Consider the following 22,923-nt stretch of genomic DNA (forward strand, 5'->3'; position numbering starts at 1 on the left):
CTCTTAAGGTCGCGACGGGTCTAATGTAGCGGACTTCGTAATGGATCAAGGGATAAATGATGAAAATTGTGGCGGGTCTGCTGTTCGTATGTGTCATGGTCGCAGTATCGGTATTGGGAGTATTGGATCAGCACAGCTTGAAGTATGGGCAAAGAACCGATTTCACTTTTCCCTATGATGGTCAGCATATGGGAGCGACATTGTTGACGCCGGCAGGAGAAGGGCCCTTTCCTGTCCTGGTGTTTCTGCATGGGGATGGTCCGGTGGACCGCTTCGCCAGCGGCGGCTATGCCGCTATCATGAATCGATTACTGGAGCGCGGCGTGGCCTGCCTTAGCTGGGATAAACAGGGCGTTGGCGAATCCAGCGGCGACTGGCGGGGCCAGAGCATGGGAGAGCGTGCGGACGAGGCGAAAGCGGCCATGGCGGCGCTGCGACGCCAGTCAGGCGATAAGATGCGCGCGCTGGGCGTTATTGCGTTTTCGCAGGGGGGATGGGTGTTGGCTGAACTTGCGAAAGGCCAGTCTGACATTGATTTCATGGCGGCGGTTGGCGTCGCCGTCAACTGGCGTAGACAATCGCTTTATCTACAGCGTCAACGCATGCTCAGGCAGGGATACAGCAGCCAGGAAATCTCAGCAGCGCAACAGTACAGCCGCATGACGGATGACTATCTCGCGCAAAGCCATCTCTCTTATGAACAGTACCTGGCGTGGCTGCGGAACAGCGCCGCGCCGGCCGGGGTGTTAACAGAGCCTATGAGCCCTGAACGCTATCACTTTGTCATGCGCAACATGCAGGTCGATATGAGCGCAGGACTGGAACGCGTCAAGGTTCCTTTTCTGGGGCTGTTCGGGGAAAAAGATCGTAATGTAGATGTCCAGGAGAGTATGCAGACCATACAAGATGTTTTTCAGTCCTCAGACTGGCGGCAATATCGGCTGCGCTTGTTTCCTGACGCGACACATAGTTTGTTGAAAGCGAAACACTTCGACTTTCAAACGCCTTCGGAGTGGACCCTTACTGCTCAGGCCATGTTTCTTATTCTGGGTCCTGACGCTTTCGCAGAAGGCTTTCTTGATACATTGAGCGACTGGGTGGTCGCGAGGTCTAATGACTCGGAGAGGAAGGCGACAAATAGCCAGCTTGGCGCATCAGGCGCTCAGGCGATTCGATAAATGCGCTGGAGAAAAGGTGCTTGGGAAAAGAGGCTGGAGGAAATGAACATGGCCGTAGTGAAGGGCTCCTGTCTGTGCGGGGCGGTGAAATTCCAGATAAATGGCGAAATCAAAGCGCTGACCTACTGCCATTGTCGGATGTGTCAGAAGGCTCATGGCTCCGCCTTCGGCGCCTATCTGGTGACTGGCAGGGACAGTTTCGCGATGTTGGAGGGCGTCGAGAATGTGCGTAACTACCGCTCATCCTCCAATGTTACGCGAACCTTCTGCGCAGATTGCGGATCTAATCTTCAGTTTATTCGTGATGGGCGGGACGATATTGGCGTTGCGGCCGGGGTCTTGGATGATGATCCCGGCTTGCAGGCTTCGAAGCAAATATACTGTGATTCAAAAGCGCCCTGGCATCCCCTGCAAAAGGAGCTTCCGCACTTCGCTGAAAGGTCCTGAAACGCCTGGCGTGCGGCAAAGGGTCAACCCGAGGCTGACCCGAACGTGGATATGGGGTAGGGTATAGAACTTGGTCGGCGTATTGCTTTTGCATTCAGCGAAGCGTCGAGTCACGTATTGCAACTCAGTCAGGTATCTAATGAGCCAATCCAGCAGTTCCATAGACGTCCATTCCATCATTTATTTCTATCAAGGCGAGCCTGTCGAGGCGGAGGATATCCCGGTCGGAGCGGAGTACACCTGCGCTCTGCTCAATGAGGAAGAATCCACTGAATACCTGATTTTCTGCGAAGGAAACGCGGCCCTCCGCTTGCTTGGTCCCGCGTCTGACGCTGATTATCTCGCCAGGGCCCAAGCGATCTGGGAGCATGCGTCCATGTTGGAGAATGGTCCGGAAATCGGTCCCGGGACAATGATCACGGTAGAATTTCCACAAGAGACGTTTAGTCACAATATTCCCTTCGGTGAACTGGAGGAAGGCAAGATTCACGCGGAATACCTGGTCGACATTGACCCGGAAAAGGGCGAAGTTAGGTTGATTCCAAATCCTCATAATGCATTTCGCATGGAGGTCTCAGATCGTGGACCTCATCCTATCCCGGTGAAAAACGTATATTTCAATCAAGACAAGGAAGTATTGGGAATAGAGTATCCGCTGCTCGGCTTCGATGAAAAAGACGGCTTCAGCGGTCCGTTTTCCTTTGTGGAGCTTTCTGAGCAGGGCGTGCAGGCCATGCGCTCTATGGATGTTGAGGACGTTGAAGGCGATGAATGGGACGAAGAAGGGCAGGTCATTTTTCCGGTGGACTGTCAGACTCAACTGGAGGAAGTCGCGCGCTTCGTCACGCCGGAGCTGGTCGCCTTCGTTGACCTTGAAGGCGTTCCCATCGAGCATGACCAGATCATGGAGCACTCCGACTACCGGCGTCATTGGTTCCACAGCGATCAGACTCTGGCCATGAGTGAACTGGTCGCAGGGCGGGGCATCGCGCATACGGAAATCATCAGTGTGCCGCAAGCGCTGCATCAGAAAACATTGCACGCCTATCTGCGCCGCGTTCACGCCAGTAAGGAAGCTATTTCTCTGGATGGACTGAGAGCGACGCACTATGTCGTGCTGTATGAGCCGTTGTCACAGGAATCAACCGCTGCGGTTCCGCTGGAAGCGGGGCAGTCCAAGCTGCACAGCTCCATTTATACGTTGAAAGGGGTGCAGGTGGTGTCCGAGTGTCTGGTGTTTGACGCAGAAGGACGACCCATTAAAAAAATGAGCTTTGGCGGACCTTGTGAGCAGACCTTGATGTACGAAGAGATCTTCAAGTTTGATGAAAATGGCCAGCCGGTGGATTCGGAAGTCATTCACCACGATTTTATTAATCAGGCAGACAAATAGATTCCTTGCCATATTAATAATTAAGGAGAGACGGCCTTCTTGCTCTCTTCTTTTTTGACGTCTTGTGGCTGTCGATAGGCGCCGCGTCGAGAGTCCTCCAGATAGCGGTCGAGCAGACCGCTTTCTTTCAATTGTCGCAGACCTTCATTGAACTGTTTAATGTGTTCTTTATTGGTTGGCAGAGCCCTGGTTAATATCAAATGATAGGTGGTGCTGTTATAGACGTGAGGTGAAATGGTTAATTGCGCCACCTCCGCCGGGGCGAACTCTTCGTATAACAGCGCATAGCCTGCATCCTTGTCTGATGGAAAAACGTCAATTCGCCCGCGCAGCAATTTGGTGAAATTAATCTCGTCACTGGACACCCGATCAACCTTCACTCCCTCTGTCCCTTCAAATTGATAGGAGTATCCGAGCGTGCCGCCGACGCGATAACGCTTCAGGTCCGAGAAACTGTTCCAAGTGAAATCGGAGTCCACGCGGTGAAAAAATACGGACTCCCCAGTGACGACTGTCTGACTGAAATAAAACTGCGCTTCCCGGTCTACAGATGGGCTCCATAACAAGCTGCCATCCAGATTACCGGAAAGCGCTTCCGCATAAGCTCTTTTCCAGGAGTCAAAGAAGACGTACTGCACGTTGACGCCGACGAGTGCGAATGCCTCCACCACGATATGGCTGGCCACGCCATAATGTTTGAGCGTTTTCGACTGATAAGGCGGCCACTCACCATTCGCCAGACGCACAGTAACCCCTGCTGCTAAGGCAAGCGAGGAGGTCAAGAACAGCGTGAGCGCGATGAGGCCTCTGCAAACTTTATCATAGCTGGCGATTTTCCAAGAGGCGCGTCGGCGTCCAACGGGGAGGCGTATTGGCATGTCAGGGATTGCTCCTGACTTGCTCTGTCGGGGCGATGTAATGGTCCAGAATCTCTTGCAGTCGGCCCTCTTCCTCTAACCTGGTGATGCCGGCGTCCATCAGGCGCTTGAGAAATTCGCCTTCCGGAGTGCGGGGAAACAGCATGTGATAGCCTTGAGGCGGGGAATTGGGGATGGGGGTGAACCGCATGCCCGGCGTGGCGATCAGGTCGAGGCCTTTATGCGCGAAACCTTGCATGATCTCATAGTCGGCGGTGATCAGGTCCACTTTGCCACTGCGCAATTTTAGAAACAGGTGGTCATAAGTCACGGAATCCGTATCCATCGATTCGCCAGGATGTTCAAGATAGGTGTAATTGTAGCCCGAGAGTCCGCCAATGATGTAGGTATCCAGGATGTCCTTCTCTACATCGCTCAAGCCCTCAGGAAAGCGCTGTTGCAGGTAGAAAAAGTATAGGTGCGTCCAATAGTAGGGGCGGGAGTACAGATATTGCCTGCTGCGCTCTTCGGTGTAAGACGCATTGAGCAGCATATCGAACTGCCGCGCTTTTCTGACTTCCAACAGACAACGCTTCCAGGAAGGAAGTTCGATGGAGTACTTGATATGGTTGCTTTCCAGTATCTCCCGCGCCACATCCACTGCATAGCCGGCAACCTCCTTTTTGCCGTTATCCACTCGATAAAACGTATAAGGCGGCCATTCTCCAGCGTCGTCGCAGATCCTCACAAAGGATAGTTCCGTCTCCGCCGCATAAACGTCGTGAACGATAAGCAGCCATAACAGCGCAAGTACAAACTTGATAAATCGGCGCCGCATGCGTAGTTGAAGTTCTCTATCGGTGAGATTAACTGTATTAAAGATAGTGCATGCGGAAACAGTCTACAAAGTGGCGAGATGACAGGCGTTGCGGCCTCAGGGCGAATTATTGATTGACAAATAGTGGCTCAGAGCCTTTAATTGATTTGGTGGCTTTGAGCCACTATTAAAAATTAAGGAAGAGGTCTCAGATGTTCAGATATATAAAAACCGAACCCACCACCTACATCATGCAGTTCAATAAAGGAAAGCTTAAGCGCGAAGGGGCGGGACTGGGTTTCTTTTACTTTGCGCCGACGACGTCATTGGTTTCGATTCCTATTGGCTCGGCGGATTTGCCTTTCATATTCAAAGAGAGCACCAGCGACTTTCAGGAAGTCACTGTACAGGGGCAGGTGGTTTACCGTGTAAAGAGTCCCAAAATTCTGGCGGCGACCATGAACTTCACCCTGGCTGATAACGGCAAATCCTATGTTTCGGACGCGCCGAAGAAGCTGCCGGCGCGCGTTCTCAATCTGCTGCAGTCCATTACTCGCAACAGCATCCAGAACCTGTCCTTGAAAGACAGCCTGCTGGCTTCGGAAACACTGGCGGGGACGCTCGCCAGTGCGCTTGATTCCGCCCCGGTGCTGGAGAAATTGGGGGTAGAGATCCTGGATGTCTCCATTCTGGCGATCAAACCCAACCCGGAAACCGCCCGCGCGCTGGAAGCCACGGTTCGCGAGCAAATGATGAAGGATGCGGATGAAGCGGCTTACACGCGCCGCAACGCAGCCATTGAGCAGGAACGTAAGATCAAGGAAAACGAGCTGGAGACGGAAATATCCGTTGAACAAAAGAAGCAGCAGGTCAAAGAAGCGGAAATGGACGCCCGCATGGCGGTGCAACGCAAAACTCAGGAACTGCAGCGGGAAGTGCTGGAGAACGAAATAGAGCAGGAGAACAAGCGCCAGGAATTGGTGACGGTCAGTGCTGAGAACAGCCGTAAAGAAGCGGATGTCAAAGCCTATGCGATATCCGCCAGCATGAAAGCGATGGCGGAAGTGGACAACCGCATTCTGGAAGCGATCACCAACAGCTCGATGAACCCAGAACAGTTGATCGCCCAGGCCTTCCGGCAATTAGCGAATGGCGCTGACAAAATCGGCCAGTTGAATATCAGCCCGGACCTGATGCGCGAGCTGTTGGGTAAAAAGCGATGAACGAGCGCGCGATGGAAACCAAGCTGATACTGGTAAAGCGCCGGACCAGGCTGGAGGAGCTGGCATGGCGGCATAATACGGAAGAACAGGCGCGATTTTACATTGAAAGCCGGGGCGAGGACTTTGACGCCTACATTCTTGAGAATCAGAGTTATCGCGCCGCATTGGGCTTCGCCGAGACAGCGCTATCGAGGATCGGACGGGTGCAAACGCTGGACCGGGACTTTCTGAGTAATTTTATTTTTGGCGCTCAGGATGTGATTGTGGTGCTGGGGCAGGACGGGCTGGTGGCTAATACATTGAAGTATCTGCATGGCCAGCCGGTGGTCGCTGTAAATCCCGACCCGGCCCGCATCGACGGCGTGTTGCTGCCGTTTCAGGTGCGGGACCTGGAAACTGTGTTGAAAGAACTGCTTAAATCCAAGCGGCCGATTAAAAGAGTCTCCATGGCGGAAGCCAGTCTTAACGATGGCCAGACCATGGTGGCGGTGAACGATTTTTTCATCGGCCCCAAGAACCATACTTCATTGCGTTACGAAATTGACTTTCGACGGATGTCGGAAGTGCACAGCTCAAGCGGCGTGATTGTCTCCACGGGGCTGGGCTCCACCGGTTGGATGCGCAGTGTGATCGCCGGCTCCATGGGCGTAGCGCGAGCCCGCGGCGTTCCGGGCGATGGCGTGGATATCTATCAGCCGCTCTCCTGGGATGCGCAGAAGCTTCTGTTTTCCGTGCGTGAACCTTTTCCCAGCAATACCACGCAAACCGAATTGGTGTTCGGGGAAATCGACGGCGGAGAGTCGCTTACCATCAAATCCCGTGTTCCCGAGAACGGGGTTATTTTCAGTGACGGCATGATCAGCGACTCTATCGAGTTCAACAGCGGCGCGGTGGTTAACATCAGTTTGTCGCAACGATATGGCTCAATTGTGCATTGATGCGACGATTTGAGCGTTCACTAATATCTATACATAAATGGAAAGACACATGGAGCCCTACAAAAACTGGCCGGAAGAGGCGCACAGCCGCAAAATCTCATCGTCTCATGCGTTCGGAGAGCATTTATTCAGACACGTCAGAGAAGAGGCGTTGAAGTCACTCGAAAACGACTGTGATCGCGAGTCGGCGGAAAAAGCGGTGGATGCATCCCTTTACGCTGTGATGCAGTGGCTGGATGGGGTTTTTCTTAACGAAATTGATGAGCGACACCGGGCTGAATATGCGCTGATTCAGCGTATTTGCGACGAGAATGGCGTGTTGCTGGAAGAAAATGAGCTGGCGCCGGATGGAGAGGGGCTTTGCATGGGATTTCACGGCTGGCGCGAAGGGGATTTTGGCTGAATGAAAATTTCCTGAGCGGGACTGACTGCGTATGCCTGAATATTGACTACACTTTTAAAGTCAATGCCCTGTTGAACTGATTTGCGCCGCAAGCATCCGCGAAAAGGGAGTATTTCATGAGGGAAGCCCATCCTGCCACCGCTGTTGATCGTTTCTTCGCCCAACTGACCTTGAGACAAAAGTTCCTGGGGCTCAGTGTCGTCATCATGATCATGTTTATCGCCTCCAGTTGGTACAACGCCAGTTTGACCCGGGAGTCCCAGCGCGATGCGCTGCGCGAGAGCGCAATGAACATGGTGGACGCGGCTCTTCATAACCTGAAGCAGTATAAAACTCAACATCCTGAAGAATTGGATCAGTACATCCGTGAAATGCTTGGCGGCTTGCGCTGGGGAGATGCCCTGGACGGCTATGTCTACGCATTTTCAGTGGATCAGAAATTTGTCGCGTTTCCCCCTAAACCGGAATGGGTTGGAGAGCCCGTGCCCAATATTGACCTCAACGAAGGGGGACGTTTCGGCGAAGTGGCGACGCAATGGTTTCGCGCCGACAAGTCCGGATTTGTGACCTATCAATGGCGTAAGCCGGGAAAAGACGAACTGGTTGATAAGACCACTTATATTAAGCCGTGGCCGGAGCAAGGCTGGATCATCGCGTCAGGAATTTATCTGGACAACGCGGATGAGCTTTATCAGGAAACGCTGACCCGGTTGGTCTGGGTCAGCATTGGCGTACTCGTGGTAATGTTCTCTGCGTCTCATTTTGTCGTTAACGCCATGCAGCGCAGCTTTTCCAGGGTCGTGGCGGCAATGGAAAACCTGGCGCGAGGGAATCTGACTTTTCATCTGGATTGTATAGGGCGGGATGAAGTATCTGATATCAGTCGCGCCATTGAATCCACGCGGCGGTCTCTTGCGGACTTAATCGGAAAGCAGATGGAGATCAGCCGGTCTCTGTCAGACGAGTCGAAGGAACTCTCTTCCCGTATGGCGACCGCCAAACGAGCCATTGACGATGAGTCATCCCAGCTTGAACAGTTATCTTCCGCCATGGAGCAAATGGCGGCGACGGTGAGGGAAGTCGCTGAGCATGCCAGCACCACCTCCGCCGCGACCCAGGCTACGAACGAGCGCGCTTCGACCGGCAACGAGCTTGTGGGGGATGCGGTTAACGTTATTAATAACCTGTCGAGCAACCTTGATAATTGCTCCAAAGCCGTGACGGATATTGCTAATCAGGTGGATACGATTTCCTCTGTTACCGATAGCATCGAAAGTATCGCCGAGCAGACTAATTTACTGGCGCTTAACGCCGCTATTGAAGCGGCCAGGGCGGGAGAAAGCGGGCGCGGTTTCGCCGTCGTGGCGGATGAAGTGCGGCAGCTGGCGATGCGCTCCCGGGACGCCACCGGTGAAATCAATGGCACCATAGAGGCGTTGAAGAAGCAGGTGCAGGATGCAGTCGCGCTGATGAGCGCCAGTGTCGACGTGGCGGAAACAGGCTCTTCCAAAGTGGGTGAGTCGGGAGAAATGTTTGACGGCATCGTGACCGAGATGGGGGAAATCACCAACCGCAGCCTGCAGATCGCCACCGCTGCGGAGCAGCAAGGCAGTGTGGCCGGGGAAATGACCGCTAACTTGGCGAATGTGCGGGATGCGGTGCGCGACACGGAGCAAGTGGTGAGCAAGCTGTTTGATTCTTCCAAAAATCTCAGCGACCGGGCGGCGCAGTTGAAGGAGATGGTGTCAAACTTCAAAGTGGCGTAGAAATAACATGAAAAGTCAGGGATAGCCTATTTATTTTATTCGTGATATACACTCACTTTGTGTTGCAGGCGTTAGCAATATAGTAACGGACGCGTTTAGCGTTGTTAGGTTTCGTCGAACCAATAGGCAGAATAAAAAAAGGGTCAGGTTCACATGGAGGGTTACGCATGGGTTCACATCTGCACAGTTTTAAATATGCAGCCACGACGTCTCAGATATCTTTGTTATCTCCTTTGGTCTTAGCGTTAAGCGTAGGGCTGGCGAATGGAGCCTTCTGCTTTTTAGTTGATGACGCGGTGGGCGGAGACTTCGCGTACTATCACCTCTTTCGCCTGGGACCGAGTTTGACGCTGAGTCTAGCGATTGCTGTATGGATCGCGAATTTTCACGCTATCAGTGGCAAGAACGCACTGGAAATCAGCGGCAAGGTATTCCTCGGTTGGGCGACAGCCTTATTTATGGGCGAATCCGCTATTGAGGCATCCCCTGTTTTGACGTGGCCTGAGACAGCGGCGGGCGCTTTGATCGGCGCAGGCTGTGTTTACTGGGCGCTCCACCCTTATCTCAAACAAAGCCCTCCTTTGCCAGAACTATTGAATAAACTTGTCTCTCTTACAATTCTGGGTGTTGCTTGCGCTATGTTGTTGCTGGAAATATTGCATAGTGAATCCGCCCAAAATGACGCCTCCTTTAGCAGAAGTCTGCTCGGCAGCATCATCCTGTTTACCCCCTGGACTTATTTTGTTCTGATTTGCGCTGGCGGCTGGCTGGGTAAAGGCTGTGGAAGTAATAGACGAGATTAAGATATTAGTACCTCTAATCCTTTGCTATGTATTGTGCGGAGGTTTCCTGCGGCTAGCCGCCGCATCCTTGCGCCTGACTATTAACATGCCAATATCATCGCCATCTTAATAGCCCGAGATCAATGGGTAGTCGGAATTGAAGAAATTAGAGCCTATTATAATGTGCGTCATGTTGTTGGGATGCATAGGCCCAGTAAGAATTGGCCAGCAGGAAATCCAGCACGTAAATATTTCTACCAGTGATGGCGTGGATCTCCCTCATAGCTTGGTGGTGATTTTTGAGTCTAACCAGAAACCGGCTCTTGCAAGCGCCCCTGTTTTAAGGTCGGACTTTACCCTTTACAGCGCTCAAAATGAGAAAATTCTCAGTGGTACGAGTCTGGTTAGCTATTACTTAGGTGACGCAAAGGCCATTGTAAATACCCAGCCGGATGGTGAGTACAAGTATGCTACAGTGTTGGTGAAAAATTACAGGGTAAGAGGGCGTTCGTCAGGTAGCCAAGAGGAACTGGCGGTGGACATTCGCGAGCAGCCTTTTTCCTATATCACATTGTCAATTTCCGCACCGAGCGTTGGACTACCTAAATCCTTGGTGTCTAACACTGTCCGGCTGTCAAAAGAGAATATTCTCGCTGCGCTTGAACGTCGCGGAAAGACGCTTTTTTATACTCCTTAGAATCTTCAAAACAGTGATAGCTGTTCCCCAATATTGTTATTTTTAGGATCTTTCAGTCTGACTCCCATGCCCAACAGGCGCACGGGCTTTTTCTGGCGCGCCCAGGCGGCGCTCATTAGACGCAAATAGTCGGGCAGGCTTCGCCACTGGCCGCTGTATCCTGGGAGGAGTTCTTCAAGGGTGGTCTGAGTGAAGTCGGCGAACTTGACCTTGACGAAGCGCTTGCTGACCAGATAGGCGTCACTGATGCGATTGAAACGCTCCAGTAGTTCTTCGAATAGCGGCTCGCAGTGATCGAGAATGGCGTCGAGGTTTTGCAGGTCGTGATCGTAGGTATGCTCGACGGACAGGGATTTACGCACCCACTCTGTTTCTACGGGACGGTTGTCCACGCCCCGTGACAGATTGTAGAGGCGTTCGCCGTAACTGCCGAAATGGCGCTCCAGATCGTCTTTGGACAGACGTTGCAAATCGCCGCAGGTAGTGATGCCCAAGCCCTCCATTTTTGCTGCGGTCACTTTGCCGACGCCATTAATTTTGCGAACAGGAAGCTGGGGGATGAAATCTGTTACGTCTTGTGGGCGAATGACAAAAATACCGTCAGGCTTATTCCAGTCACTGGCGATTTTGGCCAGAAACTTGTTTGGCGCGATTCCCGCCGACACTGTTAGCTGCAAGTCTTGCTTTACGCGGGCGCGTATTTCTTCGGCGATGAGTGTGGCGCTGCCTTTGCAGGCTTTGCATTCGGAGACATCCAGATAGGCTTCATCCAGTGACAGCGGCTCGATGAGGTCGGTGTAGTCGCGAAAAATCTTGTGAATGTCTTTGGATACGCTACGGTAGACCTCGAAGCGAGGTCGAATGAACACCAGGTCGGGGCATAATAAAACGGCTTTCGCTGAAGACATGGCGGAGCGCACGCCAAATGCGCGGGCGTTGTAATTGCAAGTTGCGATGACGCCGCGTTTGTCAGGACTTCCTCCCACCGCTACAGGAAGATGTCGTAGTGACGGATTATCGCGAATCTCTACAGAGGCGTAAAAGGAGTCGGCGTCAATGTGAATGATTTTGCGCATAAAGCCTGTCTGCAGGCGGCCTCAAAGGCGTTTAACACGCCCCAAGGATAACGTCTCCCGATTGAGGGGGCCAGCCCATGCGCCCAGCGAAATAGCGCCTGAGACGCTATTTTTTTAACGGCGTCAAAAACGGCAGTAACCGGATGGTTTCCAGTCGCTTCATGTCTTCTTGCAACCCTGCGATCAGCCAGCGTTTGAATGTCAGAATACTGGGATCGGAGGCGCGCAATTTCTGGTGCACAAAATAATATCCCCAGCCGCTGTCATGACTGTGGTTTTGTGGAGTGGTCAGAACGCCGCTCTTTAACTCATCCATGATGAACAGCGGGTCCGCCAGCGCTACGCCATGGCCCTGTATGGCGACCGTTACTGGCATGTCCAACGTGTCGAATATCAGCCCTGAAGACGGGTCTACGCCGGGCACGGGGTTTTTCGCCAGCCAATTGCGCCAGTCTTCATGGGTGAAGGATGGGTGCAGAAGCGGCAGGTGGCGGATCAGGCGACTCCAATCATCGCCATGCTGTTTCAACAGTGATGGATGGCAAACAGGCACCAGCTGTTCCTCCCGCAGCAGGTTGGCGGAGCCATTGTCCCTGCGTCGACCGCAATGCAGCACAATATCATAGTGGTCCAGATCCAGATCAGCCTCTTTCTCTGCGGATAGCCACATGGTCGTTATTTTCAGTTGTACATCTTTCAACTCACGCTGCAGCTGAGGCAGGCGTGGAAATAACCAGCGGACGGCTAGGGATGGCGTTACTTGCAGACGTAAGATATTTTTTTGATGGGAGGACGCCGCATCGCAGGCTTTGACCAACTGATCAAAAATATCACCCAGGCTGTGGAAGAGTTTTTCTCCTGCTTCCGTTAATTTGATATGGCGCGCCCGACGCAGGAAAAGGGGCTGCTCAAAATATTCCTCCAGTAATTTTACCTGTTTGCTGACCGCTCCCTGGGTAACATTCAGTTCGTGCGCGGCGACGGAGAAGCTAAGTAGCCTGGCGCTAGCCTCGAAGGCCTTCAGCGCATTTAGCGGAGGTAGTTTTCTGGGACGGATTGGCATGAAAAAAACTCATATATGAAGGCAAATGTTTCGCTTGTGAATATTGCCGCTCCAACCTAATTTAGGCAACAGCTTTGTTGAGGCGGCATTATCGCCGGCCTTTAACTGGCTCCGTTTGGAATGAACATGGACCTGCAGGAAGCAGATTCCAGACGACAGCTTTAATTTATTAAGTGAAACTAACTAACAGGTGTGTGGCGAGGGCTCGTCGTGAGACGCTGCCGAAGAGAGAGCAAGGAAAAATGAGCAGGTTAAGAGAAGTTCTAAAATTATCCCTTCCATTATCAGCGGCTCAGGTTGCGCAGTCGGCTATGATTTTCTGCGACTCCATTATGTTTGGGATTTTAGGGGTGGAAGAGTTGGCGGGCGCAGGGTTAGGCGCGGCTATTTTCAACTTCATATTGGTGGTGATCAGTGGTTTGCTCGCAGCAGTCGCTAACGAGGTCGCTTTTCATAGCGGCCGGGGCGCGCGGCGGGACATCATTCGCATAGTTAAAGCGGGACTGATTCTCGTAGTGATTATCGCCGCCATGGTGGCGCTGGTGATGAAAGTGACTCCAGCGCTTTTGTTGAGTATGGGACAGGAACCCCAGGCCGTGGCCTATGCTTCGCAATATCTGGGACAGGCCGCCTGGATCAGTCTGCCTGCCTTTGCCTTCATGGTATTGCGGGGCCTGGCCGCGGGCATGTCGCGCACTACCTCCATCATGCGAATCAGTCTGGCGGCGGTGGCCCTTAACGTGCCGCTGAGCTATGCGTTGATGACCGGCTGGCGCTTTTTCCCTGAATTGGGCATCGCTGGCGTAGCGATCGGTACGGCTCTGGTATGCGTATTCATGTGCGTCATGCTTGTCTTGGACTTGAATCGCTATGCGGAAGTCCGCGAGGTGCTGGGTGGATTGACGAAAATCAAGACCCGCTTGGTGGATTTCAAGCCTTTCTATTCCCTGGGGCTGCCGATTATGTTGGCTTGGACAATGGAGGCGGGACTGTTTACCGCCGCCACATTATTGGCTGGGGCTATGGGGGCGGTGGCGCTGGCGGCGCACCAGATTGCCCTGCAAGCGGCCTCTATGTCTTTCAATATTTATATTGGTTTCGCCCAAGGCGCTTCAATCCGGGTAGGGCAGTGTTATGGCGAAGGTCGCCTGGGAGAGTTGAAAAGCTACGCATGGACAGGCTTGTCATTAGGCGGGCTGTTTTGTCTTGTGTCAGCCTTGGTGTTTCTACTCTTGCCTGAGCAGATTGTCGGTTTGTTTACTCTTGGTGGAGAAGGCGCGCTGGATCAGGACGTATTGACCCTTGGCGTCAGCCTGCTGGCGGTGGCCGCTATTTTCCAGCTGGTGGACGGCGCCCAGGTCATCATGATGACCGCCCTGAGAGCCTTGCGTATGGGGGCTGCGCCGACCCTGATTACAGTGGTTGGATATTGGCTGGTTGGCTTCCCTGTTGCGTGGCTGCTGAAAGGGCAGTGGGGGATTGTTGGTGTCTGGATGGGGTTAGGCGTAGGTCTCGGGTTTACTGCAATATGCCTTACCGCGCTGTTCAACTGGCGGGTCAATCGAGCGCTGAAAGGAGAATTACGGAAAGAAAACAGTACTTTTGTAACGGCGCCAACTGAGTCCCAATTAACTCACAACTAAGCCAAATGGCCGGCGCGTCAATCGTTCTTTTCCATTAAACTGCCTATAAATTCAATAGGTTGTCGCATCTCTTTAAGCATGAGTCGACTTTAGGCTCAGTATGTCTTGTTTGAGGTGCGGCGATCTTTTGTGATTAGAGGCGGTCTTTCTTCTCATTCTTACAAAAACTACATAGTAGTCCGCCCCGAATCCGTTTATATATTGAGGATTAACTTAGTTGTGATCGTTTTTTGATCGCAGCTGGTCGCAGTTTCTCTCGGGGGTACAGTGCAGTTACGCAAGGCCATAAAGTCCGCGCAACAGTTTGCTTGGATTGGAGGAATCGTTTTGATGTCCCAGACCGCAAGTGCTGAGACGTCATTCTGGTCGCCCATTACGGAGACGCAGAAAACGCAAGAATTTCCGTATTTTGCTGTCGCGTTGAAAGGCGAGGAGCTACGCGCCTACCTCAGAGCCGCCCCCCAAGAAGGCGCCGCTGATGGCTTGCAATTAACATTGCCCATGCCGGACCGGCGCTTCATTGCTGTCGAGGCGTTTGACTCGCCGGTGATGGCCCCTGAGCTTGCTGAAAAGTTTCCCAATATCCGAACTTACAAAGTTCATGGCGTGGATATCCCCGCCTTGTCAGGCCGCATCGATTATACGGACGCCGGCTTCAAGGCTTTTCTCACCATGGATGGCCGTAGTGTATTGATTGAGCCTGAGAGCCGGTTTTCCAATAGGAAGACGGATGATCGCTACCGGGTTTTCTTCAAACAGGATCTGCCATACATCCCCAAGCCCGTTGAGCCTTCGAATGCTCTCGACCCGGAAGCCGCTGAGAATCGCGTCGAGGCGCGTGATGAAACAATGGAGCCAGGGTTTTTCTCGCGGATGTGGCGATCCATCAAAAGCTGGTTTTAACCGCTGGCGAGTTGGCTGGGAGTCCTATGCAAGGGCTTGAGGCAAAAGAGATTTTTATCAGGTAATTAAGTTGATGAGCATGAATAAAACAGCATTTTTTGTGGCGTCGCAGTTGGCGTTGGCTATCGCCAGCGTTTCCCACGCTCAGTCTCCCGACGGATTGTGGCTGGACGTGGCGGGTAAGGCGCAGGCGCAGGTTGAGTCAGCGTTCCACTATCGCGGAATAGCGGCGGATATGGCGCGCCTTAAGATCTATCTGCAAGACGCCCCCCTCGAAGGCGCGTTAGAAGGATTGCCGTTTTACTATCCTAAGCCTGATGGCGGTTTTATATTGCTGGAAGCGTATTACTCTCCTGTGATGGCTCCAGAGCTGGAAGCCAAGTACCCAGAGCTACGCACTTACAAGGTGTTCGGCGTTGAGGATAAAGGCGTCAGCGGGCGTATTGATACGACGCCGCGCGGCTTTCACGGTTATGTCAACACACCGGAAGCCACCATGGTTATTGAGCCGGAATCCAGCTTCAGCGAGACAGAGAGCGTCAGCCAATATCGCGGCTTTTTTAAAGAGGATTTACCAAGTAAAGAGCCTTTACAGTGTGATACGGCGGAGCACGATCATTCCGTAGAAAGCAGTAATGAGTATGGTTACCTGAAATCTCTTGAGATTCCTGGTCTGGCGGAACGAGTAAGCTTTGGCGACAGCTATAAAGTATATCGACTGGCGATGGCTGCTACCGGCGAGTTTTCTGCTTCGGTCAGCAGTGATTCAAGTAACCCTTCTGTGGCGGAAACTCAGGCATTTATTGTTTCTGTCGTTAACCGCCTGAATCAGATTTACGAAAAGGAAGTCGCAGTTCGTTTTCAGCTGGTTGCGGATAATGACAGCATTATTTACACAGATTCGTCAACAGACCCTTACTCTAGCTCCTCAAACATGCTGCCGGAAAATCAGTCCAACCTTGACAGCGTTATAGGAACTGCGAATTACGACGTCGGCCATCTGCTCAATCAAGTGGGTGGCGGACTAGCCTATGTCGGTGTGGTTTGTAGCAGCAATTATAAGGCGCAAGGGCGGACTGGCCTTGGAAATCCTGATGGCCGCTTTGAGTACTTTGTGTCGGACTTGCTGGCGCATGAGCTGGGGCACCAGTTTGGCGCAGGCCATACATTTAACGCGGTGAGTGGCGATTGTGGCGGCGGACGTCGTTCAGCCAGCAGCGCATGGGAAGTTGGGTCTGGTTCGACGATTATGTCTTACTCGGGACTCTGCTCGCCGCAAAACGTACAGAATAACGCAGATGACTTCTTCCATGGTGGAAGCTTGGAACAGATCCATAACCACATCATTGGAGGGAGCGGCGCCAGTTGCGGAACGCTGGTGAGTGTAAGCAACACACCGCCAACGGTTGACGCAGGGGTTGCTCACACTATTCCCGCCAGTACTCCGTTTATGCTGACTGCTGTGGCGTCGGATGTCGATTCAGGCGATCTTGCGGGGTTAACTTACACCTGGGAGCAAAAAGACCTGGGAGGCTCGACATCTAATGCAGAACAAATGGCGACGGATGATGGTTCTCGACCATTGTTTAGATCTTTTCAAGGGACGACATCGCCGACTCGTTACTTTCCGAAGCTGGATACCATACTTTCAGGGGATTTGACGGGTTCTTTTGGCGAAACCCTCCCCACAAGAGACAGGGACCTAAACTTCAGAGTAACGGTCAGGTCTGGCGACTTCGGCGTCAATCAGGATGATGTTACGTTGACGGTTGATAGCGATTCGGGGCCATTTAAGGTAACTGCTCCAGCTGCTGGAACCTATACTGGCGGACAGCAGATGGATGTGACCTGGGATGTGGCGAACACGAATCTGGCTCCGGTCAGTTGTAGCCAGGTGGATATCGAACTATCGAAAGACGGCGGTTCAACGTTCCCCACGATGATTAAAGCCGGCGCGTCCAACGATGGATTTGAAAGAGTGGTTGCTCCCAACACGGACACCGCAAATGGGCGGATTCGAGTGAAGTGCAGCGACAATGTGTTCTTTAACGTTTCCCCTGCGAACTTTTCTCTGGTTTCTGTGAATACTTCCGGGAACATTTCCGTCAGCGCGGTGAGCGCGAACCAAGCCGAAGGGAATAGCGGTCAGACGGCTTTTACCTTTCAAGTTACCCGTCAGTACGCGATTGTCGACATGACAGTGGATTACAACGTAGCAGGGTCGGGCGTTGATTCCGCCGACGCGACAGACTTCGGTGGCGTATTGCCTTCCGGATCAGTGAGTTTGGCTGCGGGTGAGTTTAGTAAGACGTTTACGATTAATGTCTCTGGCGATACGACATTTGAGACGGATGAGTCTTTCACGCTGACAATAAGCAACCCGTCATCTGGGGATGTCAGTCAGGCGACGGCTGCCGGCGTCATCACGAACGACGATGAAGAGCCGACTGGTGGCGACGATTCAGGTGATAGCGACTCAGGCGATAGCGACTCAGGCGATAGCAATTCAGGTGATAGCGATTCAGGTGATAGCGATTCAGGTGATAGCGATTCAGGTGATAGCGATTCAGGTGATAGCGACTCAGGCGATAGCGATTCAGGCGATAGCGATTCAGGCGATAGCGATTCAGGCGATAGCGATTCAGGCGATAGCGATTCAGGTGGCGGCGGCGCTGTGTGGTGGATGTTGGCGGCGCTGGGATGGCTGCGATTTAAATCTCCTCGTAAATAACGCCAGCCATAAGCAAAGAAGGTGAGCGCGATGCTCACCTTCTTTTGAATGCATTTGTAGATTACTCAGGTCGATAAATCTGGGGTCAACTTTCCTCCTTCCTTTGTTCGCCTGTCGCTTTTTCCTCAAATTGAGTGAGGGGAATCCAAAACCGATAAAGCATGTCTTCATAGCTGGGAAGCTTTTTGAATGCTTCGTAGTTTTCTTTCATCAGGCGTAGCCGTAACTCGGAGGCTTTCGCATTTCTGATGAAGAACAGCAAACACAATGCAGTCATGATCAATATGGCTCCAGTCAGGCTTAGTAACAGCATGGGCCTCCCTTTGCTATCCCTCTATATTCCCTTGGTAACTTTGTCTGCATCGCCGGTTTTGTCGCTTTTGGCTTTCTGTCCAACCTTTACATTTTTCTTCAGATTTTGAGTGGATGATTTACCTTGTCTGCTCCGCTTCGATGTAACTTTCAGAACGCCGTCGGTCAGAACCTGCAATTGCCATTGCCGCGGCTCAGGCACCGAGTCTCCCCACTCATAAACAGCCTGGGTGGTGATTCCTAACGTTTTGGCGACGTTCGCCACCGAACCGAAGTAAGCAAGTACTTCCGCTTTCGTCATAGCTGCCTCCTTACATCGCGCGTTATACAAGCATAATTGCTTAAATAAAGCAAGCATATTTGTGGCAAGGCGAGTTACAATGCGGCAAACTACAAAGCTGGCTTGCATATGTCTGTAACCGAAAGAATCGAACAACTACTACTCGAAAGAGGCGTTCATCGCCGCCAGGTAAAACGGAAAATTTCTAACGCTTGCGGCGTCCGTTATGAAACTGTACGTCAGTGGTTTAACGGTACGATTGCTGAAGTGGGCGCTAACTACTTGTTGATTATCGCTGACAAATGGGACGCCAACTTTGATTGGCTCTACACTGGCAAGGGATCGATGGAGAAGCCTAAGATCAGCGAAGAGGCTGCTTCCTATCTGCCTGAGGAAAAAAGGGCGTGGTTGGAATTGTTCGATAACACGTCTGATGTTGAGCGGGCTTATATGCTTAACGAGCTGAAAAGGTTCCGTAAGTCTATTCAAAATCCCTATGAAGGGTTGGAGCCGGCCTCTTTCTCAAAAAAGGAAGAAAAAGTTAAAAGCTGATAACTTGTTGGCTTTTAACTGAAAATTGTACTTCTGTCCAAGTCTCTGACTGACTTTCACATCGGGGAGTCAGTCTCCCGCTATAAGTTGTCCTTTCTTCTTACCTGTTCTTAATATTCTGTCTTCTTTTTCGTTTGTTGAGCGATTGCGCCTGCGTCATGAGTGGAAGCGCGCCAAGCCTACTGTCTAAAGCCTTTTGCGGTGAAGGTGAAGTCGTGGAATGAGAGCGAAATCCAGTTGTACTTTTATTAATCATTGTCAATGTAACAAAAAATTTTGGAATTAGGCATGCAAGCTTGTATTAATGCGAGATACAATTTACAAATCTTAACAAAGCTGGCTTGCATATGAGTGTTACAAAAAGAATTGAAAGACTACTACTGGACCGGGGAGTACATCCTCGGAAAATTAAACGGGAAATCTCCGTCGCCTGTAACGTACGCTACGAAACGGTGCGCCAATGGTTCAACGGAGATATTTACCAGGTGGGAGCAGACTACCTGATTACCATTGCTGATAAATGGGATGGCAACTTCGAATGGCTGCGTACCGGCGATGGCCCCATGTATCGCGTACGTATGGAAGAAGATGGACCTGTCTACCAACTGCCCCCTGAGAAGCAGGCTTGGTTGGATCTTTACGATCGCACAACCGAGTTTGAGCGCACCTTGCTGGTGTCGGAGTTGGACCGTATCCGTCATGCTTTCCGCAAGCCCTCTGGGCCAAGCGTAAAAAGAGGACATAACGGCGCTGCTGTAAGGATTCAGGAAAGCCCCGTCGCATCCTGACGGGCCTTTTTGTCGTCTAAGTCGCATATGCGCGGTTTACAGCTGTAGCGAAGTGGTGCGGCTTTGAATTATTCTGCTGAGTCTCAGGAAATACTGGAGACAAGGCGGCGGCGGGATTGAGCCGCGTCAGAGTGGAATTGACGACAAAGAGGGAAGCGCATGGCGACGATTGTTATTTTAGGCGCGGGCCTGGGTGGAATGCCCATGGCGTTTGAGTTAAGGGAAACATTAAGTAAAGACCACCGCATTGTGGTGGTGAGTGATAAAGATTATTTTCATTTCGTGCCGTCCAATCCTTGGGTGGCCATCGGATGGCGGGAGCCGGAGGCGATCAAAATTCCGCTGCAGTCCCCCTTATCCGGCAAAGGCGTAGAATTGGTGGTCGGCGCAGCGCAAAAGGTCGACCCGGACGCCAGCCGCATAGAACTTAAAAACGGAGATAGCATCTCCTACGACCATCTGATCATCGCGACGGGTCCTCGTCTGGCGTTTGATGAGATACCAGGGTTGGGTCCTGGAGGCTACACTCAATCCATTTGTCATATTGACCACGCTATAAAAGCCAGTCAGAAATGGCGGGAGTTTCTCGACGATCCGGGGCCTATTGTTGTGGGCGCGGTGCAAGGCGCGTCCTGTTTTGGTCCGGCTTATGAATTCGCCTTCATTATGGATCGGGATCTGCGCAAGCGGCGCATTCGCGATAAAGTTCCCATGACGTTCGTTACTTCTGAGCCCTATATCGGCCATCTTGGGTTAGGTGGGGTGGGCGATAGCAAGGGAATGCTGGAGTCTCAATTGCGACAAAAACACATAGACTGGGTTTGTAACGCCAAGGTTGAGTCTGTCGACAATAATCTCATGACGGTTATGGAAGTGGATGAGACGGGAGAAGATAAACAACGTCGCGAACTACCGTTCAAGTATTCCATGATGCTGCCCGCTTTTACGGGAATAGACGCACTGAGAGGTGTGGAAGGACTTGTGAATCCCCGTGGCTTTGTCGTAATCGATAAACATCAGCGTAACCCCAGTTATCCTAATGTATGGGGTATTGGCGTGGCGGTAGCGATTGCGCCCAGAGAAAAGACGCCTGTTCCAACCGGTGTTCCCAAAACCGGTTATATGATTGAAAGTATGGCGACGGCGGTGGCGAAGAATATTCACTCTACGCTTGCTGGCGCTGATCCCAAGGCGGAGGCGACCTGGAATGCGGTGTGTTTGGCGGATATGGGGGACACCGGAATCGCCTTCGTGGCGATTCCACAGATGCCGCCGCGCAACGTGAACTGGATGCGTGAGGGCAGGTGGGTGCATGTCGCCAAAGTGGCGTTCGAGAAGTACTTTCTGCTCAAGTTACGCAATGGGTCGACGGAACCGCTCTTTGAGCGTTACATATTAAAGGCTTTCGGAATTGAAAGGCTGAAGGTCTCTTCTTAACCACTTTCTCAACGTCCGCTAATCAGACCTTTCTAACGCGTCTTCCTAAGGGGGAGGCGCGTCTCTCCCAATAATAGTGACGGAAAACAGCTGCAGAAAGCGCTTATATTTCCTGCAATTACGTCCACACATAGGGGAGTTCCATGCTTAGAAGGTTTACCGCTACGTTGATTGGTTGTTTGAGCGCCGCCAGTGTTTATGCGGATGATCCGGATCATCCGCTGTTAAGTCGTTATCCTGGAGCCTCAGTAAGCGCCTACATGCAGGTTGATTATGCGCCGCTCACCATTCCCGCCAGCAGGCTCAGCGGCGAAGATAAGCCTTACGAATATGAAAAGTTAACCCTGACGGGCGATCTGACCCAGCATTTCTATAATCTCGAAAACGTCTCCACGCTAAAAGTTTATAAAAATTATCAGGCTGCGCTGGAAAAAAGCGGTTTCAAGCCTGTTTATCTGTGCGAGCTAGCGCAGTGCGGTTCGGACTATCAAGTTGCGGAACTGGGCGCTTTGGTATCGCCCAATGACAGCGTCTATAACTATTACCGCGACCCTTACTACATGATTTATGAGAAAGGGGCGCAAAAAGGCAAGGTCACGGTGGCTGTATTCATTGGCGGCTATCAGGACGAAGTTGCGGTGCAGCAGGTTGTGATGGAAGAAGAACCGTTGCAGAGTGACTTGATTACACTGAACGTTGCTTACCTTGGGGCGCAGCCGCCAGCGACTGTGACGAAGGCGAATGACGCCGACGCGATGCAAGAAGATCATACTTTATTACCTCGCTACCCCGGTGCGAGCCTGCGGCAGAGCAAGGTCGTGGATTACGAGCGTATCAGTATCCCCGTTTCCGCACTCACTGGAGAAGACAAGCCCTATCAGTATGAAACTTTGGATTTGGTTGGCGATTTGTCCAGGCATTATTACGAACTGGAAAACGTCTCCACTTTGAAGCTGTACGAAAACTATAAAGCGGCGCTGTCAAAAGGCGGTTTCACCACTATATATTCCTGTGAGTTACAGCAATGCGGCGATGAGTACAAATCGGCTCATCTAGGGGGGCTGATTTCACCGACAGAGTCCGTCTACAACTACTACCGTAAGCCCTATTTCATTGTGGCGTCAAAGGACGCCGCTAAAGGTAAGGCGTATGTCGCGCTATTTATTGGCGGCTACGAAGATGAGGCCGTAGTGCAACAGATTATTCTGGAGTCGGAAGCGTTGGAGGACGACCTGATAACTGTGGATGTAGACAGCTTGAGTCGTGATATCGATGAAACCGGAAAAGCGCTTCTATATGGTGTGTTCTTTGATACGGGTAAATCCGTGGTCAAGGATGAGTCTAAACCAACCCTGGATGCTATCGCCGGTTTGCTGAAAAAGCGTCCGGAGTTATTGTTATATGTTACTGGGCATACGGATGATACGGGTGCTTTCCAGCACAATATCGAACTTTCATCAGCGCGGGCCAAGGCGGTTGTCGCTCGTTTGGTGGAAGAGTACGGGGTCGCGCAAGGACGCTTGATTGCTTATGGCGTTGGCCCGGTGGCGCCGGAAGCGGACAACCTTTCGGACGCTGGAAAAAAACGCAATCGTCGAGTTGAGCTGATCCGGAGACTCCAGTAGCGAGTTTTATCG

At 52.0% G+C, this 22,923-nt stretch carries 22 protein-coding genes; 16 read left to right on the plus strand and 6 right to left on the minus strand.

The window, feature by feature from the left end; all coding sequences use genetic code 11:
• Window positions 1–56: 56 nt before the first annotated feature.
• The 3 genes from AC2IBB_RS12960 to AC2IBB_RS12970 all read left to right on the plus strand — a co-directional run bounded on the left by AC2IBB_RS12960 (window position 57) and on the right by AC2IBB_RS12970 (window position 3,018).
• Window positions 57–1,178: an alpha/beta hydrolase family protein gene (locus tag AC2IBB_RS12960; protein ID WP_486333257.1), complete on the plus strand. Its 1,122-nt coding sequence runs from the start codon at window positions 57–59 to the stop codon at window positions 1,176–1,178.
• 48 nt (window positions 1,179–1,226) lie between these two features.
• A complete protein-coding gene (locus AC2IBB_RS12965; protein WP_486333258.1) occupies window positions 1,227–1,625 on the plus strand; it encodes a GFA family protein in 399 nt (132 codons plus the stop codon).
• A 139-nt stretch (window positions 1,626–1,764) separates the two neighbouring features.
• Window positions 1,765–3,018 carry a hypothetical protein gene (locus AC2IBB_RS12970; protein ID WP_486333259.1) on the plus strand — a complete coding sequence of 418 codons (1,254 nt, stop codon included), beginning with the start codon at window positions 1,765–1,767 and terminating at the stop codon, window positions 3,016–3,018.
• Between the two features lie 20 nt (window positions 3,019–3,038).
• On the opposite strand, the gene AC2IBB_RS12975 is transcribed toward AC2IBB_RS12970, so the two are convergent.
• A complete protein-coding gene (locus AC2IBB_RS12975; protein ID WP_486333260.1) occupies window positions 3,039–3,896 on the minus strand; it encodes a substrate-binding periplasmic protein in 858 nt (285 codons plus the stop codon).
• Between the two features lies 1 nt (window position 3,897).
• On the minus strand, window positions 3,898–4,713 hold the full coding sequence (locus AC2IBB_RS12980; RefSeq protein WP_486333261.1) for a substrate-binding periplasmic protein: 816 nt from the start codon (window positions 4,711–4,713) through the stop codon (window positions 3,898–3,900).
• 191 nt (window positions 4,714–4,904) lie between these two features.
• Between AC2IBB_RS12980 and AC2IBB_RS12985 the strand changes: the two genes are divergently transcribed.
• From AC2IBB_RS12985 to AC2IBB_RS13010, 6 genes are all read left to right on the plus strand, one after another.
• Window positions 4,905–5,915, plus strand: a complete 1,011-nt coding sequence (locus AC2IBB_RS12985; RefSeq protein WP_486333262.1) for an SPFH domain-containing protein — start codon at window positions 4,905–4,907, stop codon at window positions 5,913–5,915.
• Complete coding sequence (locus AC2IBB_RS12990) at window positions 5,912–6,853, plus strand: diacylglycerol kinase catalytic domain-containing protein (protein ID WP_486333263.1); 942 nt, start codon at window positions 5,912–5,914, stop codon at window positions 6,851–6,853. Before AC2IBB_RS12985 ends, AC2IBB_RS12990 begins: the two co-directional genes overlap by 4 nt.
• 49 nt (window positions 6,854–6,902) lie before the next feature.
• Entirely contained in the window at window positions 6,903–7,256 is a 354-nt protein-coding gene (locus AC2IBB_RS12995) for a hypothetical protein (RefSeq protein ID WP_486333264.1), read from the plus strand.
• Window positions 7,257–7,372: 116 nt separating this feature from the next.
• The gene (locus tag AC2IBB_RS13000) at window positions 7,373–9,022 is read left to right on the plus strand and encodes a methyl-accepting chemotaxis protein (RefSeq protein WP_486333265.1); all 1,650 of its coding nucleotides are present in this window, start codon (window positions 7,373–7,375) and stop codon (window positions 9,020–9,022) included.
• 101 nt (window positions 9,023–9,123) lie between these two features.
• Complete coding sequence (locus tag AC2IBB_RS13005; protein ID WP_486333266.1) at window positions 9,124–9,825, plus strand: hypothetical protein; 702 nt, start codon at window positions 9,124–9,126, stop codon at window positions 9,823–9,825.
• 136 nt (window positions 9,826–9,961) lie between these two features.
• Window positions 9,962–10,501 (plus strand): hypothetical protein, encoded by a 540-nt coding sequence (locus AC2IBB_RS13010; protein ID WP_486333267.1) that lies wholly within the window; start codon window positions 9,962–9,964, stop codon window positions 10,499–10,501.
• Window positions 10,502–10,506: 5 nt separating this feature from the next.
• Here AC2IBB_RS13010 and dinB read toward each other — a convergent pair whose 3' ends face one another.
• Together dinB and AC2IBB_RS13020 are read right to left on the minus strand one after the other, a co-directional pair.
• Window positions 10,507–11,577, minus strand: a complete 1,071-nt coding sequence (dinB, locus tag AC2IBB_RS13015; protein WP_486333268.1) for a DNA polymerase IV — start codon at window positions 11,575–11,577, stop codon at window positions 10,507–10,509.
• A gap of 106 nt (window positions 11,578–11,683) precedes the next feature.
• Entirely contained in the window at window positions 11,684–12,640 is a 957-nt protein-coding gene (locus tag AC2IBB_RS13020) for a LysR substrate-binding domain-containing protein (protein WP_486333269.1), read from the minus strand.
• Window positions 12,641–12,972: 332 nt separating this feature from the next.
• On the opposite strand from AC2IBB_RS13020, the gene AC2IBB_RS13025 reads away from it, so the two are divergent.
• From AC2IBB_RS13025 to AC2IBB_RS13035, 3 genes are all read left to right on the plus strand, one after another.
• Window positions 12,973–14,283: an MATE family efflux transporter gene (locus AC2IBB_RS13025; RefSeq protein ID WP_486333270.1), complete on the plus strand. Its 1,311-nt coding sequence runs from the start codon at window positions 12,973–12,975 to the stop codon at window positions 14,281–14,283.
• Window positions 14,284–14,613: 330 nt separating this feature from the next.
• On the plus strand, window positions 14,614–15,186 hold the full coding sequence (locus AC2IBB_RS13030; RefSeq protein WP_486333271.1) for a hypothetical protein: 573 nt from the start codon (window positions 14,614–14,616) through the stop codon (window positions 15,184–15,186).
• A 73-nt stretch (window positions 15,187–15,259) separates the two neighbouring features.
• Window positions 15,260–17,917, plus strand: a complete 2,658-nt coding sequence (locus AC2IBB_RS13035) for a reprolysin-like metallopeptidase (protein WP_486333272.1) — start codon at window positions 15,260–15,262, stop codon at window positions 17,915–17,917.
• Window positions 17,918–18,002: 85 nt separating this feature from the next.
• On the opposite strand, the gene AC2IBB_RS13040 is transcribed toward AC2IBB_RS13035, so the two are convergent.
• Both AC2IBB_RS13040 and AC2IBB_RS13045 read right to left on the minus strand, forming a co-directional pair.
• Complete coding sequence (locus AC2IBB_RS13040) at window positions 18,003–18,230, minus strand: hypothetical protein (protein WP_486333273.1); 228 nt, start codon at window positions 18,228–18,230, stop codon at window positions 18,003–18,005.
• Window positions 18,231–18,251: 21 nt separating this feature from the next.
• Entirely contained in the window at window positions 18,252–18,530 is a 279-nt protein-coding gene (locus tag AC2IBB_RS13045) for a Cro/CI family transcriptional regulator (protein ID WP_486333274.1), read from the minus strand.
• A 108-nt stretch (window positions 18,531–18,638) separates the two neighbouring features.
• Between AC2IBB_RS13045 and AC2IBB_RS13050 the strand changes: the two genes are divergently transcribed.
• From AC2IBB_RS13050 to AC2IBB_RS13065, 4 genes are all read left to right on the plus strand, one after another.
• Window positions 18,639–19,061 carry a transcriptional regulator gene (locus AC2IBB_RS13050; RefSeq protein ID WP_127971876.1) on the plus strand — a complete coding sequence of 141 codons (423 nt, stop codon included), beginning with the start codon at window positions 18,639–18,641 and terminating at the stop codon, window positions 19,059–19,061.
• A 347-nt stretch (window positions 19,062–19,408) separates the two neighbouring features.
• Complete coding sequence (locus tag AC2IBB_RS13055) at window positions 19,409–19,849, plus strand: hypothetical protein (RefSeq protein WP_011398087.1); 441 nt, start codon at window positions 19,409–19,411, stop codon at window positions 19,847–19,849.
• Window positions 19,850–20,008: 159 nt separating this feature from the next.
• Window positions 20,009–21,286, plus strand: coding sequence for an NAD(P)/FAD-dependent oxidoreductase (locus AC2IBB_RS13060; RefSeq protein WP_486333275.1), 1,278 nt, complete (start codon window positions 20,009–20,011; stop codon window positions 21,284–21,286).
• Between the two features lie 143 nt (window positions 21,287–21,429).
• Window positions 21,430–22,911 (plus strand): OmpA family protein, encoded by a 1,482-nt coding sequence (locus AC2IBB_RS13065; RefSeq protein ID WP_486333276.1) that lies wholly within the window; start codon window positions 21,430–21,432, stop codon window positions 22,909–22,911.
• Window positions 22,912–22,923 lie beyond the last annotated feature (12 nt).

The organism is Hahella sp. NS-SX17 (genome assembly GCF_057367735.1).

Coding starts and splice junctions, on each gene's coding strand:
- AC2IBB_RS12960 (WP_486333257.1), top strand. CDS start 57: ATGATGAAAATTGTGGCGGGTCTGCTGTTCGTATGTGTCATGGTCGCA.
- AC2IBB_RS12965 (WP_486333258.1), top strand. CDS start 1,227: ATGGCCGTAGTGAAGGGCTCCTGTCTGTGCGGGGCGGTGAAATTCCAG.
- AC2IBB_RS12970 (WP_486333259.1), top strand. CDS start 1,765: ATGAGCCAATCCAGCAGTTCCATAGACGTCCATTCCATCATTTATTTC.
- AC2IBB_RS12975 (WP_486333260.1), bottom strand. CDS start 3,896: ATGCCAATACGCCTCCCCGTTGGACGCCGACGCGCCTCTTGGAAAATC.
- AC2IBB_RS12980 (WP_486333261.1), bottom strand. CDS start 4,713: ATGCGGCGCCGATTTATCAAGTTTGTACTTGCGCTGTTATGGCTGCTT.
- AC2IBB_RS12985 (WP_486333262.1), top strand. CDS start 4,905: ATGTTCAGATATATAAAAACCGAACCCACCACCTACATCATGCAGTTC.
- AC2IBB_RS12990 (WP_486333263.1), top strand. CDS start 5,912: ATGAACGAGCGCGCGATGGAAACCAAGCTGATACTGGTAAAGCGCCGG.
- AC2IBB_RS12995 (WP_486333264.1), top strand. CDS start 6,903: ATGGAGCCCTACAAAAACTGGCCGGAAGAGGCGCACAGCCGCAAAATC.
- AC2IBB_RS13000 (WP_486333265.1), top strand. CDS start 7,373: ATGAGGGAAGCCCATCCTGCCACCGCTGTTGATCGTTTCTTCGCCCAA.
- dinB (WP_486333268.1), bottom strand. CDS start 11,577: ATGCGCAAAATCATTCACATTGACGCCGACTCCTTTTACGCCTCTGTA.
- AC2IBB_RS13020 (WP_486333269.1), bottom strand. CDS start 12,640: ATGCCAATCCGTCCCAGAAAACTACCTCCGCTAAATGCGCTGAAGGCC.
- AC2IBB_RS13025 (WP_486333270.1), top strand. CDS start 12,973: ATGTTTGGGATTTTAGGGGTGGAAGAGTTGGCGGGCGCAGGGTTAGGC.
- AC2IBB_RS13030 (WP_486333271.1), top strand. CDS start 14,614: ATGTCCCAGACCGCAAGTGCTGAGACGTCATTCTGGTCGCCCATTACG.
- AC2IBB_RS13035 (WP_486333272.1), top strand. CDS start 15,260: ATGAGCATGAATAAAACAGCATTTTTTGTGGCGTCGCAGTTGGCGTTG.
- AC2IBB_RS13040 (WP_486333273.1), bottom strand. CDS start 18,230: ATGCTGTTACTAAGCCTGACTGGAGCCATATTGATCATGACTGCATTG.
- AC2IBB_RS13045 (WP_486333274.1), bottom strand. CDS start 18,530: ATGACGAAAGCGGAAGTACTTGCTTACTTCGGTTCGGTGGCGAACGTC.
- AC2IBB_RS13050 (WP_127971876.1), top strand. CDS start 18,639: ATGTCTGTAACCGAAAGAATCGAACAACTACTACTCGAAAGAGGCGTT.
- AC2IBB_RS13055 (WP_011398087.1), top strand. CDS start 19,409: ATGAGTGTTACAAAAAGAATTGAAAGACTACTACTGGACCGGGGAGTA.
- AC2IBB_RS13060 (WP_486333275.1), top strand. CDS start 20,009: ATGGCGACGATTGTTATTTTAGGCGCGGGCCTGGGTGGAATGCCCATG.
- AC2IBB_RS13065 (WP_486333276.1), top strand. CDS start 21,430: ATGCTTAGAAGGTTTACCGCTACGTTGATTGGTTGTTTGAGCGCCGCC.